The organism is Paraburkholderia sp. J10-1, from assembly GCF_905220165.1.
Lineage (GTDB): Bacteria > Pseudomonadota > Gammaproteobacteria > Burkholderiales > Burkholderiaceae > Paraburkholderia.
The window spans coordinates 14052-28201 of sequence record NZ_CAJMYW010000016.1 but is presented as its reverse complement, the minus strand read 5'-3'; the positions used below and the strand labels follow the sequence as shown (position 1 = coordinate 28201).

The following is a 14150-nucleotide window of genomic DNA, read 5'->3' as shown; positions in this document are numbered from 1 at the left end:
CTTGTTCCCTTTTCATCTCCTGGTGCCATGAACATTACGAAGCAGATCGCCGGCTATCTGATGTCGCGCTCGCTCGTGCTCGTGAGCGTCGAGACCTGCACGGCGGGTGCGATCGGCTCGATGATGGCCGACCAGCGCGGGACTTCAGGTTGTCTCGATCTCGGTTACGTGGCGCATTCAGCAGCGGCGCTTGCGGCGCTGCCCGGCGTGAATACGCAGACGATCGCGCGTCACGGACTCGTTAGCGAGGCGGTCGCGCGCGAAACGGCCGAGGGCGCGCTTGCGCGCAGCGCAGGACGCGCGAGCGTTGCGTTGGCGAGCGTCGGCTGGCTTGCCAATGAAGACCACGAGCCAGGTGTGGCCGTGACGCATTGCCTCGCATGGGCGTGCAGCGAAGGCGGCCGCGTGCATAGCGCGGGCGAGACAGTGCGTCTTTCCGGTAGACGCAGCGAGATCCGCAGATCGATCGCGCGGATCGCCTTGCTCGGCTTGCCGCGATTCGTCGATGGTGTTTTCGCGCGCGAATAAACGCGAAGCGCAATGACCTGCGCGAATGCGCAGCACGCGAGCGCAGCGAGCGTCGCGGCTTTCCCCATAGTCTTTTCAGTATTTATATTTATAAGTAGTAGCAGTTAACAAGTCCTGGCATTAACTGTGGACAACCGGGAAATTACCTGTTGGCTCATACCGATGCGAAACGGATAGCCATGCGGACAAAACATGTACGCGTTGCGAGCTCCTGGGATAACTTTTCAGGCCGCAACGCCAGGTGCGTAGTTATCAAGAAGTGGTCCACAGGTCGTTCGCCAGGTCGTCCCCAGGTTGTCCAGAGGTGGACGTGGATAACCTGGCCCGGCGCGGCGCAATCACGCGTTATCCACACGAAAAAAAAATGGCGCCGCCTGTTAGCGACGCCATTCGTCAAAAAGAACTGTAGAGCGCGATATCAACGCCGCAAAACTATGGCGCGTTTTACGCTGTTTCGACAGGCTTCACTGTTGTGCGCTGCCGGGCGCGCTGGCGCGCTTGCCAGGCTGGCAGCAGCTGGCAGGCGAGCAAGCCGGCGAGCATGAGCGCGCAGCCGGCGAGTGCGCGCGGCGTGAGCGTTTCGCCGAGTGCGGCCCAGCCCGCGAGCGCGGCGAATACGCCTTCCATGCTGAAGATCACGGCGGCGTGCGCGGGCGCGGCGTCACGCTGCGCGACGACCTGCAGCGTATAACCGATGCCCACCGAAAGCGCGCCGCCATAGAGGATAGTGGGCGCGGCGCGCACGATGTCGGCCGCGCGCAGCGGTTCGCACACGAGTCCGATCGCGAGACACACCACGCCGCAGGCGACGAACTGAACGATCGAGAGCGCGAGCGGGTCGTGCCGCGGCGCGTAGTGGCCCACGAGCATGACCTGGATCGAGATCACGAGTGCGCAGCCGAGCTGGAACCAGTCGCCATACATCACCGAAAAATGCTCGTTGATGCTGAGGAAGTAGAGCCCAACCGCAGCGAGCGCAGCGCCGACCCATGTGCCGATGCCCGTGCGATGACGCAGCAGCACGCCAAGTATCGGCACGATCACGACATAGAGCGAACTGATGAAGCCGGCGTTGGCGATTTTCGTGTAGCCGAGCCCGATCTGCTGAAGCGAAATAGCGACGGCCAGCACGAGGCCGAGCACGGTGCCCGAGCGCACCAGCGCACCGTTGAAGAGCGCCGGGGCCGGCGCGTTGCCGCGGCCAGCAGCCTGGCGGCCACCGGCGCGGCCGCGTGCCAGCAAGAAGCAGGAGACGACGCCGGCGCCAAGCAGGAAGCGCAGGCCGGTAAACAGGAACGGGCCGATGGCGTCGAGGCTCAGTCGCTGGGCGACGAAGGCCGAGCCCCAGATGAGGGCGGCGATCAGCATGAGCAGATTGGCGCGCAGGTGGCGGCGGGTAGCGGATTGCAAGCGGAGATCTCTTTTCGCGGGGAACGGGCGCGACAGCGTTTTCGACGGTTGGCGCCAATGGCGCGCGGTGTCCTGTTGCGCAAGGGGCGGATTGCCCATTTTTTCGCGATTGCATCTGAGTCGGGCGGTAATCTGGCCCGAATTCGTGCGGGGCAGGCCGATTCAGCGTATTACGTGAAAAGACAACGAACTTCCGGAAAACGAACGCGTAAATGGCGATCGTATCCGAATTGAAAGGGAATTGTCTCCCGGAAAATACACCCGGGCATTAGCGGATGACAAACGCCCTACGCTGCGTAATACTGCTTCGCGCGAAACGCCCGCCCAGATCGGCAAGCGGATCGTTTCGCGTTTTCCAGCTGTTCTAATTCACAACGTGCCGGTCATTATTTGTCAGGTTTGGGGAACAACAGATGAAAAAGATTCTCGCCTCGCTCATCGCAGCATCGTTCGCACTGGTTACGGCTCACGCATTCGCACAAGACGCTTCGGCTCCGGCTGCAACCGCACCGGCAGCTAGCGCACCGGCCAAGGCCAAGAAGCAGCACAAGCAACTGAAGCACCACGGCAAGCGCGCCGCTGTGTCGGAAGGCGCATCGGCTGCGGGTACGGCAGACAAGGGCCAAGCTAACTAAAGCGCCTTTCAGCCATAAAAAAGCCAGAGCATTTGCTCTGGCTTTTTTTTTGCGCGCTCGCCGCAGGGGGGCGTTCAGGACGCTTCGCTTGCGAGCCCGGCTTCCAGCAATTCGGTGAGCAGGCCGTTCACGCCGCCGGGGTGGCCCTCGGCGCGAGCCTTCAGCTTCTCGACGAGATCGGCGTTGAGCTTACACGCAAACGGCACGAGCCCCTGCGCCTGGTCCAGCTTGCGCTGTTCGCGGCGGTCCAGCGCCGGCTGCGCCGAACCCTTGCCAAAGCGGTCGGGTCCGTTCTTGTGCGTTGCTTGCATCAGTTTCAGCGCCTTGTTCTTCTCAAGGTCGGTTTTCTTCATGGCCATATGTCGTGCTCCGGTGTTGGGCGGTGGCGCGCATTGTACGCAAACGCCTGCGTGAGTCCATTGCGGTTACGTGCCTCTTGAGCGCCTTTGGGCCGCATCGAGTACCCGTGAATACCACTACGCGCTGCCGCCGCGATCCGGCCCTTCATGGCCGTTGTGCCGATTGTGCCCGTCGTGCCCGTCGTGTGCCGCGTGCGCGTCGTCCGCGGGGCGCGTGAGGCCGTCGATCAGCGTGCGCATGCGCTGCCAGTGCGAGCCTTCCCAGAACACCCGCTGGCATACGTCGCAGGTCACAAAGCGCGTTTGCCGGTCGTAGACGCCCGCGGGCACGCGCTCGCGCACCGCGGCGCGCTCGATGGGCCGCAGCGGCGCGTTGCACAGGAGGCAGAGCCGGAACGGCCGCGCGCTCGCCGCGAGGTCGAGCCGCTCGAAAATCTCGTGGACCTGGGCGCGCGGCTTGAGCGCACGCACGTAGCAGCCGTGCGTGATGCTGCGCCGCTTGAGCAGTTCGCGGTCGCGCGTGAGCACGATGCGATGCTCGGCGGCGGCGAGCGCCTCGATCTCGTCGTCGGGGAAGTGGTTGTCGTAGAGCGTATCGAAACCCGCTAGCCGCAGGAGTTGCGCGAGGCCGCCAAGATGGGCGTCGGCGACAAAGCGCAGCTCGCGCAGCGGCGCGTCGCGCACGCGCAGCAGCGGGCGGATGTCGAGCGCTTCGAACTTCGGGTAGACGGCCACGCGGTCGCCATCTGCGAGCGGATGATCGAATCCCACCGATTCGCCATTCACGAGAATCAATTCGACTTCGGTATGCGGCACGCCGAGCGCTTCGATCATGTGTTTCGCCGTGGCATTGCGCGCGCAGGCGCAACTAAACGCACGCCGGCGCAGCGGCCGCGCAAGAAAGTCGTTCAGCTCCTCATAAAAGCGAAAGGTGGCGGTGACCATGCAAAGCAGTATCGCACCGCCTGCCGGAGCGCGTGCGTGCGTTCGCGCGGCGTGAGTAGCCGCCTGCAGCGCGGCCCGTGTTGTGCTGTACTGCACCTTTGCGCGGGTTTCCCCTTGTTTTTCATGGAAGGAGCAGGCGATGGACATCGGTTTTATCGGTCTTGGCGAAATGGGCGGCGCGATAGTCGGCAATCTGCTGAAGGCGGGCCACACGGTGCGCGTGTGGAATCGCACGGCTGCGAAGGCGCAGGCGCTTGCCGACGCGGGCGCGCGCATCGTCGCCACGCCGGGCGAGGCCTTCGCGGGTGACGCCGTGCTCTCGATGCTCGCCGACGACGCCGCGCTGCGCGAGGTCATCGACTCGGCGCTGCTCGATCACGCACAGCCCGGCCTCGTGCACGTGAACATGGCGACCATTTCCGTCGAACTGGCCGAAACGCTGGCGCATGCCCATGCCGGGCGCGGTTTGCACTACGTGGCGGCGCCGGTGCTCGGGCGCCCGGACGCCGCGCAGGCGGCGAAACTCACGATCATGGCGGCTGGGGCGCCCGAGGCGATCGACCGCGTACAGCCGCTGTTCGACGTGATCGGTCAGAAAACATGGCGCGTGGGCGCCGTCCCTCAGCAGGCGAACGTGATGAAGCTCGCCGCGAACTTCATGCTCGCTGCGGCGGTCGAGTCGCTCGGCGAGGCGGCGGCGCTGCTCGACGGCTACGGCGTCGCGATGCGCGACTTCCTCGACGTCGTGACAGGCGGCCCGTTTCCGGGCCCGGTGTATGCGGGCTACGGCGGCATGATCGCGCAGCGGCGCTACGAGCCCGCGCTCTTCAAGGCGCGCCTTGGCCTGAAGGACGTGCGGCTCGCACTGGCCGCCGCGGACGCCGCCGCGACGCCGATGCCGCTCGCGAGCGTGCTGCGCGACAGCCTGCTCGAAGCCGTGGCGCACGGCGACGGCGAGCGCGATTTCGCCGTGCTCGGCAAGGTGGCTGCGCGGCGCGCGGGCCGTGGTTGACGAGACTGCGTGAATATCGGGGTGCAATGAGGTCCGGCGAACGTTCGCGGGCGTTTTACGATCAAAATCTTCAGACGACCGCGCGGTGACGCACAAAGTCCTGTCGGCCGGCTGAGCACAATGTGGCGCATCTTGACGGACGGCGGCCGGGTTTGCGGCGCCGCCCGCGAAGTGGGGCGGGGAACCGATGACGACGACAGGGCGCGCACCGGATCGAACGGGAGATCCGGCTGCGAGGCCAATTTCAGGGTAGGAGAACGGCGGATGGAGACGCGCATCCTGATCGCCGACAACGACGAGAAGTCGCTGGACGGGCTCAGCACCTTGCTGACCGATCTTGGCTACGACGTATCTGCGGCTCGCACGCTCGACGAAGCGTTCGATCTTGCGGCGCGCGGTGCGCCCAATGTGGCGATCGTGGCGCTTTCGCTCGTGCAGGACGAGCCCGGAACGATCGTGCGGCAATTGCGCGCGGTTAGCGGCGAGCGCGCGCCGCTGCTGATCGCGCTCGCGGGCTGGGGCGAGTCGCGCCACCGCGACGAGGCGCTCGCAGCAGGCTTCGATGTGCACCTCGTGCGGCCTGTGGGGCTCGATCAGTTGATGTTCATCCTGTCCATGACAGGACAATGACGAATATGTTGTTGTGACGCAACATTCAGGGTGCGCACTACTTTACATGTTGCATTGCATCACGCTAGTCGATATACTGCTTCTTGTCTCCTCCATGTCTCCTCTGATATGGATTCAGCCCGCCAAACATTGGCGGGCTTTTTTTCGTCTGCAGGTTTTGCATCGACGCAAAACATGGGACGTAAAAAAACCGGCTCACTGAGCCGGTTTTTTGTTTGCGCTGGAAACCGCGCGTGCTTCAGGCATGCAGGCCGGTATTCTCGGCCGCGCCAACCGCGAGATTCATGCACTGGATCGCCGCGCCCGATGCGCCCTTGCCGAGGTTGTCGAGGCGCGCAACGGTCACGAACTGCTCGTCGTTGCCGAATACGAACAGGTCCACGCGGTTCGTGTCGTTGTTCGCCTGAACGTCGAACATGCCGGCGTCGAGGTTTTCGTCGGCGTTGAAGGGCGCCACGCGCACGAATGGCTCACCCGCATAGTACTCGGCGAAGAGCGCCTGCACGTCCTGGGGCTTTGCGCCGCGCGTGAGCTGCTTCGGCGAAAAATAGGTCGTGACCGCAAGGCCCTTGTAGAACGGCCCCACGATCGGCGTGAACACCGGCGCCGACTTCAGGCCGCCGTGCACCGACATTTCCGGCAGATGCTTGTGCGTGAGGCCGAGCGCGTAGGGGCGCGGGCTCGCGAGCTTTGCGTTGCCGCCCGCTTCGTACTCCGCAATCATTTTCTTGCCGCCGCCGCTGTAGCCGGTGAGCGAGTAGCTGTGCGCGGCGAATTCCGGCGCGACGAGGCCGGCTTCGACGAGCGGGCGCATGGCCAGGATGAACGCCGAAGCGTGGCAGCCCGGCACCGCGATGCGCTTCGATTGGCGCACCTTGTCGCGCTGGGCTTTCGTCAGCTCGGGCAGGCCGTACGCCCAGTCGGCCTGGGTGCGAAACGCCGTGCTCGCGTCGATGAGGACGGTGCGGTCGTTTTCGACGAGCGAGGCCGACTCGCGCGAGGCGACGTCGGGCAGGCACAGGAACGTCACGTCCGAAGCGTTGATGAGACGGCGGCGTTCCTCGACGTCCTTACGCTTCGCGTCGTCGATACGCAGGATCTCGACGTCGGTGCGCGGCGACAGGTATTCAAAAATCTTCAGGCCGGTCGTGCCTTCCTGTCCGTCGACAAAAACTTTCGTGCTCATCTCAGTCTCTCTGAACGCGGGGAATTGCGGGGCGCCATCACCCAGGGCGGCGCTGGAACGGTATTTTAAGACGTCATGCCGCCACACGTGTGACGGCGCCTGGAAAAAAATCGGGGCTTACCCGGGGCTCACCCGGCGTGGGCCCATAAGGCAGAGGTTCAGGCGTTCGCCGCGCGGCCGGCCAGCCAGCGCCCGGTCACAGCGGCAACACGCACGCCGAAGGCGCGCGCCGTTTCGAGGTCGCCTGCGGGCGGCGCTTCGTCCGGCGAGGCGTCGGCCGGCGACTGCGCGAGCAGCCCGGTGAAGCCGCCCACGAAGTTCACGTCGTTGCGCGTGGCGGCCTTCGTGTTGGCGGGCATCATGCCGGTACCGGTCCAGACCATGCCATGCTGCATCGCCAGCGTGACGAAATACTGGATGGTCGAAAACTTGTCGCCATTCATGGTCGCCGAATTGGTGAAGCCCGCAGCGATCTTGTCCTTCCACTTTTGCGTGAACCACGCCTTCGAACTCGCGTCTGCAAACTTCTTGAAGTCGGCGGACGGTCCGCCCATGTAGGTGGGCGCGCCGAACACGATAGCGTCGGCGGCGTCGAGCGCCGCCCAGCCCGCATCGTCGATCTCGTTCACGGCGATCATCGTTGCGTCGGCACCTGCGCCTTGCAGCCCCACCAGTACGTTTTCCGCGAGTTTCTTCGTGTGGCCGTAGCCGCTGTGATACGCAATGACGATCCGGGACATGGGCAACTCCATTCAAGGGGGGGGGGACGATGCGCAGCGCTCCAACCCGCGCGTCGCTGAAACGGAACGCATCATCTTAAACAGTTCCGTGCTGCAGCATCCGTCGCATGGCGCATCGGCTGCGAGCCGCACACAGCCGCTCCCGGTCAGCGGCCGTACGTCACCGTGATTTGCGCGCTTGCGAGCGTCGAGCCGCGAATCTCGCGATCGAATAGCGCCGCGGGGCGGCCTTGCGCGAGCGGGAGCGTATCGATGTTCAGTGCGTAGACGGTGACGACATAGCGATGGGGGTTGCCCGGCGGCGGGCACGGTCCCCCATAGCCGTCGACGTTGAAGTCGTTGCGGGCTTCGATCGCGCCGAGCTTGTGCAGCGCGCCCGAAGCACTGGCGTTCTCCGGCAGGCTCGTCACGTTTGAGGGGATATTCGCGACGGCCCAGTGCCACCAGCCGCGCCCTGGTGCGTCGCGATCGAAGATCGTAATGGCGAAACTGCGCGTAGTTGCAGGAGCATTGCGCCAGGTCAAGCTTGGCGATTGGTTCGGCCCCTTGCAGCCTGCATCGTTGAAAATCTGGCGTGGTCCGATTTTTCCGCCGTCACTGAAGTCGGCGCTCGATATGATGAAACTTTCGCCTGCGTAGGCTAGGTTGGCGATCGTAACGGCGCTCGCCATGGCGAGCCACTTGAATACGCCTGAGCGGCGCGCGCAACCTGGCTCAAAGTCATAGGGAGTACGCATCAGCGAGTTCTCCTGTATGTTTGTGAAATTCGGGCCACGTAGTCCTGAAGGAAAGGTTTGATTTGTTCCCTAGTCCGAATTTGATTCAATATAGCGGTATAAACGAGCGAGCTTTCGCCTGCGCGCGTACAGAATGAGCGGGAGGATTCCGCTATAGTCATATATTCTCCTGCTTGGGCACGTGAAGCCGTCGGGCGCCAGCAACAAGAAGCGAACTATGGGATGGCCTCGCGCCGGAGAGAGAAGCAGGTTTGCCTACAGGGAGGGGTAATGCAGCAACCAATCAGGGTCGTAGTCGCCGACGATCATCCGGTGATCTTGTTTGGTGCGGAACATGCACTGCTCAATTTTCCAGGGATCCAGGTCGTTGGCCGCGCTCGCCAGTCCACGGAACTCGTCAAGGCGCTACAAACGGTTCCCTGCGACGTGCTGGTCACCGACCTTGCCATGCCGGGCGGTCAGTACGGCGACGGCTTGCCGCTCATCGGCTACCTGCGGCGCAACTTCCCGAATGTTCCCATCGTTGTCCTGACGATGCTCGAAAATGCCGCGCTGCTCAAACGCCTGGGCGAGCTAGGCGTGATCGCGGTGGTGCACAAGTCCGACGACCTAAGCCACATTGGCCTCGCGGTCCAGCATGTGAGTCGCAATCTCGAATATATGAGCCCGCAGGTAAAGGTTGCGCTCGATCAATTGCGCATCAATAGCGGCGGGAAAACCGATGAAGTGATTCTCTCAAAGCGAGAACTCGAAGTCGTACGACTCTTTGTTTCGGGTATGACGATTAAGGAAATATCCGAGAAACTGAGCCGAAGCATTAAGACCATCAGTACTCAAAAAAATACGGCGATGCGCAAGCTCGGACTCGATCGAGATTCCGAACTTTTCCAGTACGCGCAGAGCAATGGTTTGCTGAATCTCTCATCGCACGCGCCCGATGTGCCTGACGAGGGCGGTGAGGCACACGCGGCGCATTGAACCCGCAGCGCGGCCCCGGCCAGAAAAAAAGGCCATCTGCCCCATGAGGCAGATGGCCTTTTTGCTATGCGCTCGAACTTGCGCGGCGAGTGCGCTTACTGCGGTGCCGACGTTGCGCCGCCGTGCGCCGCCGACCACTCAGCCGGTGCGTGCAGGAATTTCTCGACTTCGTCGAGCGTCTTCGTTTCGAAGTAGCCCGATTGCTTGGCGACGCGCAGCACGTCCCACCACGTAGCGAGTGCGTGCAGGTCGACGTCGATGTCCTTCAGGACCGAGACGCTTTCCTTGAAGATGTTGTAGTGAAACAGCACGAAGCAGTGGTTCACCTGCGCGCCGGCCGTGCGCAGCGCGTTGATGAAGTTGATCTTGCTGCGGCTGTCGGTGGTCAGGTCTTCGACGAGCAGCACGCGCTGGCCTTCGGTGAGCAGACCTTCGATCTGCGCATTGCGGCCGAAACCCTTCGGCTTCTTGCGCACGTACTGCATGGGCACCATCAGGCGGTCGGAGAGCCATGCCGCGAACGGGATGCCCGCGGTTTCGCCGCCGGCCACGGCGTCGATCTGCTCGTAGCCGACGTCGCGCAGGATCGTGGCTTCGGCCATTTCCATCAGGCCGCGGCGCACGCGCGGGTACGAGATCAGCTTGCGGCAGTCGATATAGACCGGGCTCGCCCAGCCGGAGGTGAAGATGAAGGGCTTTTCGGCGTTGAAGTGCACGGCCTTCACTTCGAGCAGCATTTTCGCGGTTGCGTCCGAGATCGTCTGGCGATCGTAGCCTGTCATGGGCGAATCCTTGGATATGAGTGCGGGAGGAGGGTGGGCGCGTGGCCCGGTGGCGCTGGCACGGCAGGCTCGAAGCGTGGCTTCGGCGCCTGCGGTGCGCGGCCCGGAGGCGTGGATCGTCTGACAACATCGGTCAGGACGACTCGCCCGGTCCGGACGGCTTCTCTTGCGCGCGTAGGCCGGTATTTTACCCGACTTGACGATCGCCGACGAGTTGCGATGGCAACTGCCGACAGTGATGTGGGGCGCGAACACCAGCGGCGCCGCGATGTTCGCGCCTTGCAGCGCGGTTGTGACGGCCCGGCCACGCCTTTACACTCACGCCGGTTTGCGTTCCCCGTCAGCGCACGTTTCTCAGGATTGCCCACATGACCGCCGTTTCTCCGCCCGGAGCCTCTGCCAACCCGGCCGCCACCCCGCGCGGCCACGCCTTGCGTGCGCTCGTCGCTTCGGTGCTCGGCTACGCCATGGACGGCTTCGATCTGCTGATGCTCGGCTTCATGCTGCCAGCAATCAGCGCCGATCTGCATCTTTCAGGCGCGCAGGCGGGCGCGCTCGTCACGTGGACGCTCGTCGGCGCGGTGGTGGGCGGCATCGTCTTCGGGCTTTTGAGCGACCGCTACGGGCGCGTGCGCGTGCTCACGTGGACCATCCTGCTGTTCGCCGTCTTCACCGGCATGTGCGCGCTGGCGCGCGGCTACGGCGACCTGCTCGTCTACCGGACGATCGCGGGCATCGGGCTGGGCGGCGAATTCGGCATTGGCATGGCGCTCGTTGCCGAGGCGTGGCCCGCACACTTGCGCGCGCGGGCGTCGTCGTATGTCGGGCTCGGCTGGCAAGTGGGCGTGCTGGCCGCAGCGCTGCTCACGCCGCTGCTGCTCCCGCTGATCGGCTGGCGCGGCATGTTCGCCATCGGGCTGCTTCCGGCGGTCGTGTCGTTCGTGGTGCGCCGACGCGTGGAGGAGCCCGAGCTTTTCGTCGCGCATGCGCAGCGCGTGGCTGTCGCGGCGAAGGCCGAGCGCCCGCGCGCGCTGCGCATGCTCGTGGCCGATGCGCGCACTGCGCGCGCGAGCCTGGGCGTCGCCGTGCTGTGCTCGGTGCAGAACTTCGGCTACTACGGTCTGATGATCTGGCTGCCCGCCTACCTTTCGAAGTCCTTCGGCTATTCGCTCACGAAGTCGGGGCTCTGGACCGCGGCGACGGTTGCCGGCATGGCGCTCGGCATCTGGCTTTTCGGCATCGCAGCCGACCGGTTCGGCCGCCGGCCCGCCTTCCTGTTCTATCAAGCCGGCGCCGTGATCATGGTGTTCGTCTACGCGCAGCTTTCCACGCCGTTTGCGCTGCTGATCGGCGGCGCGGCGATGGGCGTGTTCGTCAACGGCATGATCGGCGGCTATGGCGCGCTCATTTCCGAGCTGTACCCGACCGCCGCGCGCGCCACCGCGCAGAACGTGCTGTTCAACATCGGCCGCGCCGTGGGCGGCTTCGGGCCGCTCGCCGTGGGCGCGCTGGCCGCGCGCTATTCCTTCACGGCGGCGCTCGGCATGCTCGCCGCCATCTACGGGCTCGATATCCTCGCGACCCTCTTCCTGATCCCCGAACGGCGCGGCGCGGCGCTCGACTAAGCACGGCGCATCGATCAGACGAAAGCGCTGCGCGCGGCCGCAGTATCGGCCCTGCGAATTCCCGGTATCAGTCTTTGACCCACGTGGACGCGAACGACGCCAGGTGTACACTAATCGGCCCTGCTGGAACGCTCGTGCCGCGCGAACCGGCGGGCCTACGACCATAAAAGATTCTCTCTCTCACGTCTCTCATGTCCAGGCAGGCCTGAAAATGGATGAACAACTGAAGCAAAGCGCGCTCGCGTATCACCAGAATCCGAAGCCCGGCAAGATCTCGGTCACGCCGACCAAACCGCTCTCCAATCAGCTCGATCTTTCGCTTGCGTACTCGCCGGGCGTCGCGGCGGCTTGCGAGGCGATCCACGCCGACCCGCTCGATGCGCAGAAGTACACCTCGCGCGCCAACCTCGTCGGCGTCGTGACGAACGGCACGGCCGTGCTCGGCCTTGGCAACATCGGCCCGCTCGCGGCCAAGCCGGTCATGGAAGGCAAGGGCTGCCTCTTCAAGAAGTTCGCAGGCATCGACGTCTTCGACATCGAACTCGACGAACTGGACCCGGACAAGCTGGTCGACGCCATCGCGATGCTCGAGCCCACGCTCGGCGGCATCAACCTCGAAGACATCAAGGCGCCCGAGTGCTTCTACATCGAGCAGAAGCTGCGCGAGCGCATGAAGATTCCCGTCTTCCACGACGACCAGCACGGCACGGCCATCATTGCATCCGCTGCGATCCTCAATGGCCTGAAGGTCGTGGGCAAGGAACTCGGCAGCGTGAAGCTCGTGTGCTCGGGTGCGGGCGCGGCGGCCATCGCGTGCCTGGACCTGCTCGTGAAGCTGGGTCTGAAGAAAGAGAACATCCTCGTCACCGACTCGAAGGGCGTGATCTACGAAGGTCGCGGCAACCTCGATCCGTCGAAGGCGCGCTATGCGGCCAACACCGAAGCGCGCACGCTCGGCGACGCGATCAAGGCGGCAGACGTGTTCCTCGGCTGCTCGAGCGCCGGCGTGCTCAAGCCCGAGATGGTCAAGGAAATGGGCGACAAGCCGCTGATCCTCGCACTCGCGAACCCGGAGCCGGAAATCCGCCCGGAAGAAGCGAAGAAGGTGCGCCCGGACGCGATCATCGCCACGGGCCGTTCGGACTATCCGAACCAGGTCAACAACGTGCTGTGCTTCCCGTTCATCTTCCGCGGCGCGCTGGACGTGGGCGCGACCACCATCACGGAAGAGATGAAGCTCGCGTGCGTGCGCGCGATCGCGGAACTCGCTGAAGAAACCGATCAGGGCGACGAAGTCGCGAAGGCCTACGAAGGCCACACGCTCGAATTCGGCCCGGAATACCTGATTCCGAAGCCGTTCGACCCGCGCCTCATCATCAAGATCGCGCCGGCCGTGGCGCAGGCCGCGATGGATTCGGGCGTGGCCACGCGCCCGATCCAGGACATGGATGCCTACCGCGAGCAGCTTGGTGCGACGGTCTACCGCTCGGGCATGGTGATGCGTCCGGTGTTCGCGGCGGCGAAGGCCAACTGCGCGCGCATTGTGTTTGCCGAAGGCGAAGACGAACGCGTGCTGCGCGCCGCGCAGTTCGTGCTCAACGAGAAGATCGCCAGGCCGATCATCGTGGGCCGTCCGTCGGTCGTGGAAATGCGCCTGAAGAAGATGGGCTCGAAGCTGCGCCCGGGCACCGACTTCGAGATCGTCGATCCGGAAGACGATCCGCGCTTCCAGAAAAGCTGGCAGGCGTACCACGAACTCGGCGCGCGCCAGGGCATCACGCCTGACGTGGCGAAGGCTTCGGTGCGCAAGTTCAACACGCTGATCGGCGCGATTCTCGTGCATCTGGGCGACGCCGACGGCATGATCTGCGGCCTGCTCAACAGCTTCGACTATCACCTGAAGTTCGTCGATCAGGTGTTCGGCAAGGCCAAGGAAGCGCAGAACTACGCGGCGATGAACCTGCTGATGCTGCCGGGGCGCAATATCTTCATCAGCGACACCTACGTGAACGAAGTGCCGAGCGCCGAGCAACTCGCCGACATGACGATCCTCGCCTCGCGCGAAATCGAGAAGTTCGGCATTACGCCGAAGGTGGCGCTGCTTTCGTCGTCGAACTTCGGCAGCGTGCGTTCGTCGACGTCCCAGCGCATGCAGGCCGCGCGCGAGCTGATCGCCGCACGCGATCCACAGCTCGAAGTGGACGGCGAAATGCACGGCGACGCGGCGCTCTCCGAGCTGATCCGCAAGCAGTCGTTCCCGGGCACCACGCTCACGGGCGAAGCGAACCTGCTGATCATGCCGAACGTGGAAGCGGCCAACATCGCGTACAACCTGCTGAAGGTGATTGGCGGCGAAGGCGTGACGGTGGGCCCGTTCCTGCTGGGCGCTTCGAAGCCGGTGCACATCCTCACGCCGGCGGCGACCGTGCGACGCATCATCAACATGACGGCGGTAGCTTCGGCTAACGCGAACGTAGCGAAGGCGGCGGCGAAGTAAGCGCGCTTTCGGCAATCGCCTGATGTGAAAAGGGCGCTCCGCGGGGTGAATTGACCCCACGGAGCGCCCTTTGTTTTACGGCTTCA

At 64.2% G+C, this 14150-nt stretch carries 14 protein-coding genes; 7 read left to right on the top strand and 7 right to left on the bottom strand.

Going from position 1 to position 14150, the window contains the following annotated elements; all coding sequences use genetic code 11:
- Positions 1-27 precede the first annotated feature (27 nt).
- A complete protein-coding gene (locus U5A65_RS32900; protein WP_321915284.1) occupies positions 28-528 on the top strand; it encodes a CinA family protein in 501 nt (166 codons plus the stop codon).
- A 444-nt stretch (positions 529-972) separates the two neighbouring features.
- On the opposite strand, the gene U5A65_RS32895 is transcribed toward U5A65_RS32900, so the two are convergent.
- A complete protein-coding gene (locus U5A65_RS32895; RefSeq protein ID WP_415766070.1) occupies positions 973-1896 on the bottom strand; it encodes a DMT family transporter in 924 nt (307 codons plus the stop codon).
- Between the two features lie 455 nt (positions 1897-2351).
- On the opposite strand from U5A65_RS32895, the gene U5A65_RS32890 reads away from it, so the two are divergent.
- Entirely contained in the window at positions 2352-2573 is a 222-nt protein-coding gene (locus tag U5A65_RS32890) for a hypothetical protein (RefSeq protein WP_321915282.1), read from the top strand.
- Positions 2574-2647: 74 nt separating this feature from the next.
- Here the strand turns inward: U5A65_RS32890 and U5A65_RS32885 are convergent, their stop codons facing one another.
- Positions 2648-2932 carry a hypothetical protein gene (locus tag U5A65_RS32885; RefSeq protein WP_321915281.1) on the bottom strand — a complete coding sequence of 95 codons (285 nt, stop codon included), beginning with the start codon at positions 2930-2932 and terminating at the stop codon, positions 2648-2650.
- Positions 2933-3049: 117 nt separating this feature from the next.
- Positions 3050-3877, bottom strand: coding sequence for a Mut7-C RNAse domain-containing protein (locus U5A65_RS32880; RefSeq protein ID WP_321915280.1), 828 nt, complete (start codon positions 3875-3877; stop codon positions 3050-3052).
- Between the two features lie 139 nt (positions 3878-4016).
- Here U5A65_RS32880 and U5A65_RS32875 point away from each other — a divergent pair, with 139 nt between their 5' ends.
- Positions 4017-4889 carry an NAD(P)-dependent oxidoreductase gene (locus tag U5A65_RS32875; protein ID WP_321948949.1) on the top strand — a complete coding sequence of 291 codons (873 nt, stop codon included), beginning with the start codon at positions 4017-4019 and terminating at the stop codon, positions 4887-4889.
- Positions 4890-5153: 264 nt separating this feature from the next.
- Positions 5154-5519: a response regulator gene (locus U5A65_RS32870; RefSeq protein ID WP_321915278.1), complete on the top strand. Its 366-nt coding sequence runs from the start codon at positions 5154-5156 to the stop codon at positions 5517-5519.
- A gap of 238 nt (positions 5520-5757) precedes the next feature.
- Here the strand turns inward: U5A65_RS32870 and argC are convergent, their stop codons facing one another.
- From argC to U5A65_RS32855, 3 genes are all read right to left on the bottom strand, one after another.
- Positions 5758-6705 carry an N-acetyl-gamma-glutamyl-phosphate reductase gene (gene argC, locus U5A65_RS32865; protein ID WP_321948948.1) on the bottom strand — a complete coding sequence of 316 codons (948 nt, stop codon included), beginning with the start codon at positions 6703-6705 and terminating at the stop codon, positions 5758-5760.
- A 158-nt stretch (positions 6706-6863) separates the two neighbouring features.
- Positions 6864-7445 (bottom strand): flavodoxin family protein, encoded by a 582-nt coding sequence (locus U5A65_RS32860; RefSeq protein ID WP_321915276.1) that lies wholly within the window; start codon positions 7443-7445, stop codon positions 6864-6866.
- A 146-nt stretch (positions 7446-7591) separates the two neighbouring features.
- Positions 7592-8116: a YbhB/YbcL family Raf kinase inhibitor-like protein gene (locus tag U5A65_RS32855; RefSeq protein ID WP_321915378.1), complete on the bottom strand. Its 525-nt coding sequence runs from the start codon at positions 8114-8116 to the stop codon at positions 7592-7594.
- 336 nt (positions 8117-8452) lie between these two features.
- Between U5A65_RS32855 and U5A65_RS32850 the strand changes: the two genes are divergently transcribed.
- Positions 8453-9160, top strand: a complete 708-nt coding sequence (locus U5A65_RS32850) for a response regulator transcription factor (RefSeq protein WP_321915275.1) — start codon at positions 8453-8455, stop codon at positions 9158-9160.
- Between the two features lie 95 nt (positions 9161-9255).
- Here U5A65_RS32850 and U5A65_RS32845 read toward each other — a convergent pair whose 3' ends face one another.
- Entirely contained in the window at positions 9256-9942 is a 687-nt protein-coding gene (locus U5A65_RS32845; protein WP_254318767.1) for an orotate phosphoribosyltransferase, read from the bottom strand.
- A 368-nt stretch (positions 9943-10310) separates the two neighbouring features.
- On the opposite strand from U5A65_RS32845, the gene U5A65_RS32840 reads away from it, so the two are divergent.
- On the top strand, positions 10311-11567 hold the full coding sequence (locus tag U5A65_RS32840; RefSeq protein WP_321915273.1) for an MFS transporter: 1257 nt from the start codon (positions 10311-10313) through the stop codon (positions 11565-11567).
- A 211-nt stretch (positions 11568-11778) separates the two neighbouring features.
- Positions 11779-14064 carry an NADP-dependent malic enzyme gene (locus tag U5A65_RS32835; RefSeq protein WP_321915270.1) on the top strand — a complete coding sequence of 762 codons (2286 nt, stop codon included), beginning with the start codon at positions 11779-11781 and terminating at the stop codon, positions 14062-14064.
- Positions 14065-14150 lie beyond the last annotated feature (86 nt).

Coding starts and splice junctions, on each gene's coding strand:
- U5A65_RS32840 (WP_321915273.1), top strand. CDS start 10,311: ATGACCGCCGTTTCTCCGCCCGGAGCCTCTGCCAACCCGGCCGCCACC.
- U5A65_RS32895 (WP_415766070.1), bottom strand. CDS start 1,896: ATGCTGATCGCCGCCCTCATCTGGGGCTCGGCCTTCGTCGCCCAGCGA.
- U5A65_RS32875 (WP_321948949.1), top strand. CDS start 4,017: ATGGACATCGGTTTTATCGGTCTTGGCGAAATGGGCGGCGCGATAGTC.
- U5A65_RS32860 (WP_321915276.1), bottom strand. CDS start 7,445: ATGTCCCGGATCGTCATTGCGTATCACAGCGGCTACGGCCACACGAAG.
- U5A65_RS32845 (WP_254318767.1), bottom strand. CDS start 9,942: ATGACAGGCTACGATCGCCAGACGATCTCGGACGCAACCGCGAAAATG.
- U5A65_RS32885 (WP_321915281.1), bottom strand. CDS start 2,932: ATGGCCATGAAGAAAACCGACCTTGAGAAGAACAAGGCGCTGAAACTG.
- U5A65_RS32890 (WP_321915282.1), top strand. CDS start 2,352: ATGAAAAAGATTCTCGCCTCGCTCATCGCAGCATCGTTCGCACTGGTT.
- U5A65_RS32880 (WP_321915280.1), bottom strand. CDS start 3,877: ATGGTCACCGCCACCTTTCGCTTTTATGAGGAGCTGAACGACTTTCTT.
- U5A65_RS32855 (WP_321915378.1), bottom strand. CDS start 8,116: ATGGCGAGCGCCGTTACGATCGCCAACCTAGCCTACGCAGGCGAAAGT.
- U5A65_RS32850 (WP_321915275.1), top strand. CDS start 8,453: ATGCAGCAACCAATCAGGGTCGTAGTCGCCGACGATCATCCGGTGATC.
- argC (WP_321948948.1), bottom strand. CDS start 6,705: ATGAGCACGAAAGTTTTTGTCGACGGACAGGAAGGCACGACCGGCCTG.
- U5A65_RS32900 (WP_321915284.1), top strand. CDS start 28: ATGAACATTACGAAGCAGATCGCCGGCTATCTGATGTCGCGCTCGCTC.
- U5A65_RS32835 (WP_321915270.1), top strand. CDS start 11,779: ATGGATGAACAACTGAAGCAAAGCGCGCTCGCGTATCACCAGAATCCG.
- U5A65_RS32870 (WP_321915278.1), top strand. CDS start 5,154: ATGGAGACGCGCATCCTGATCGCCGACAACGACGAGAAGTCGCTGGAC.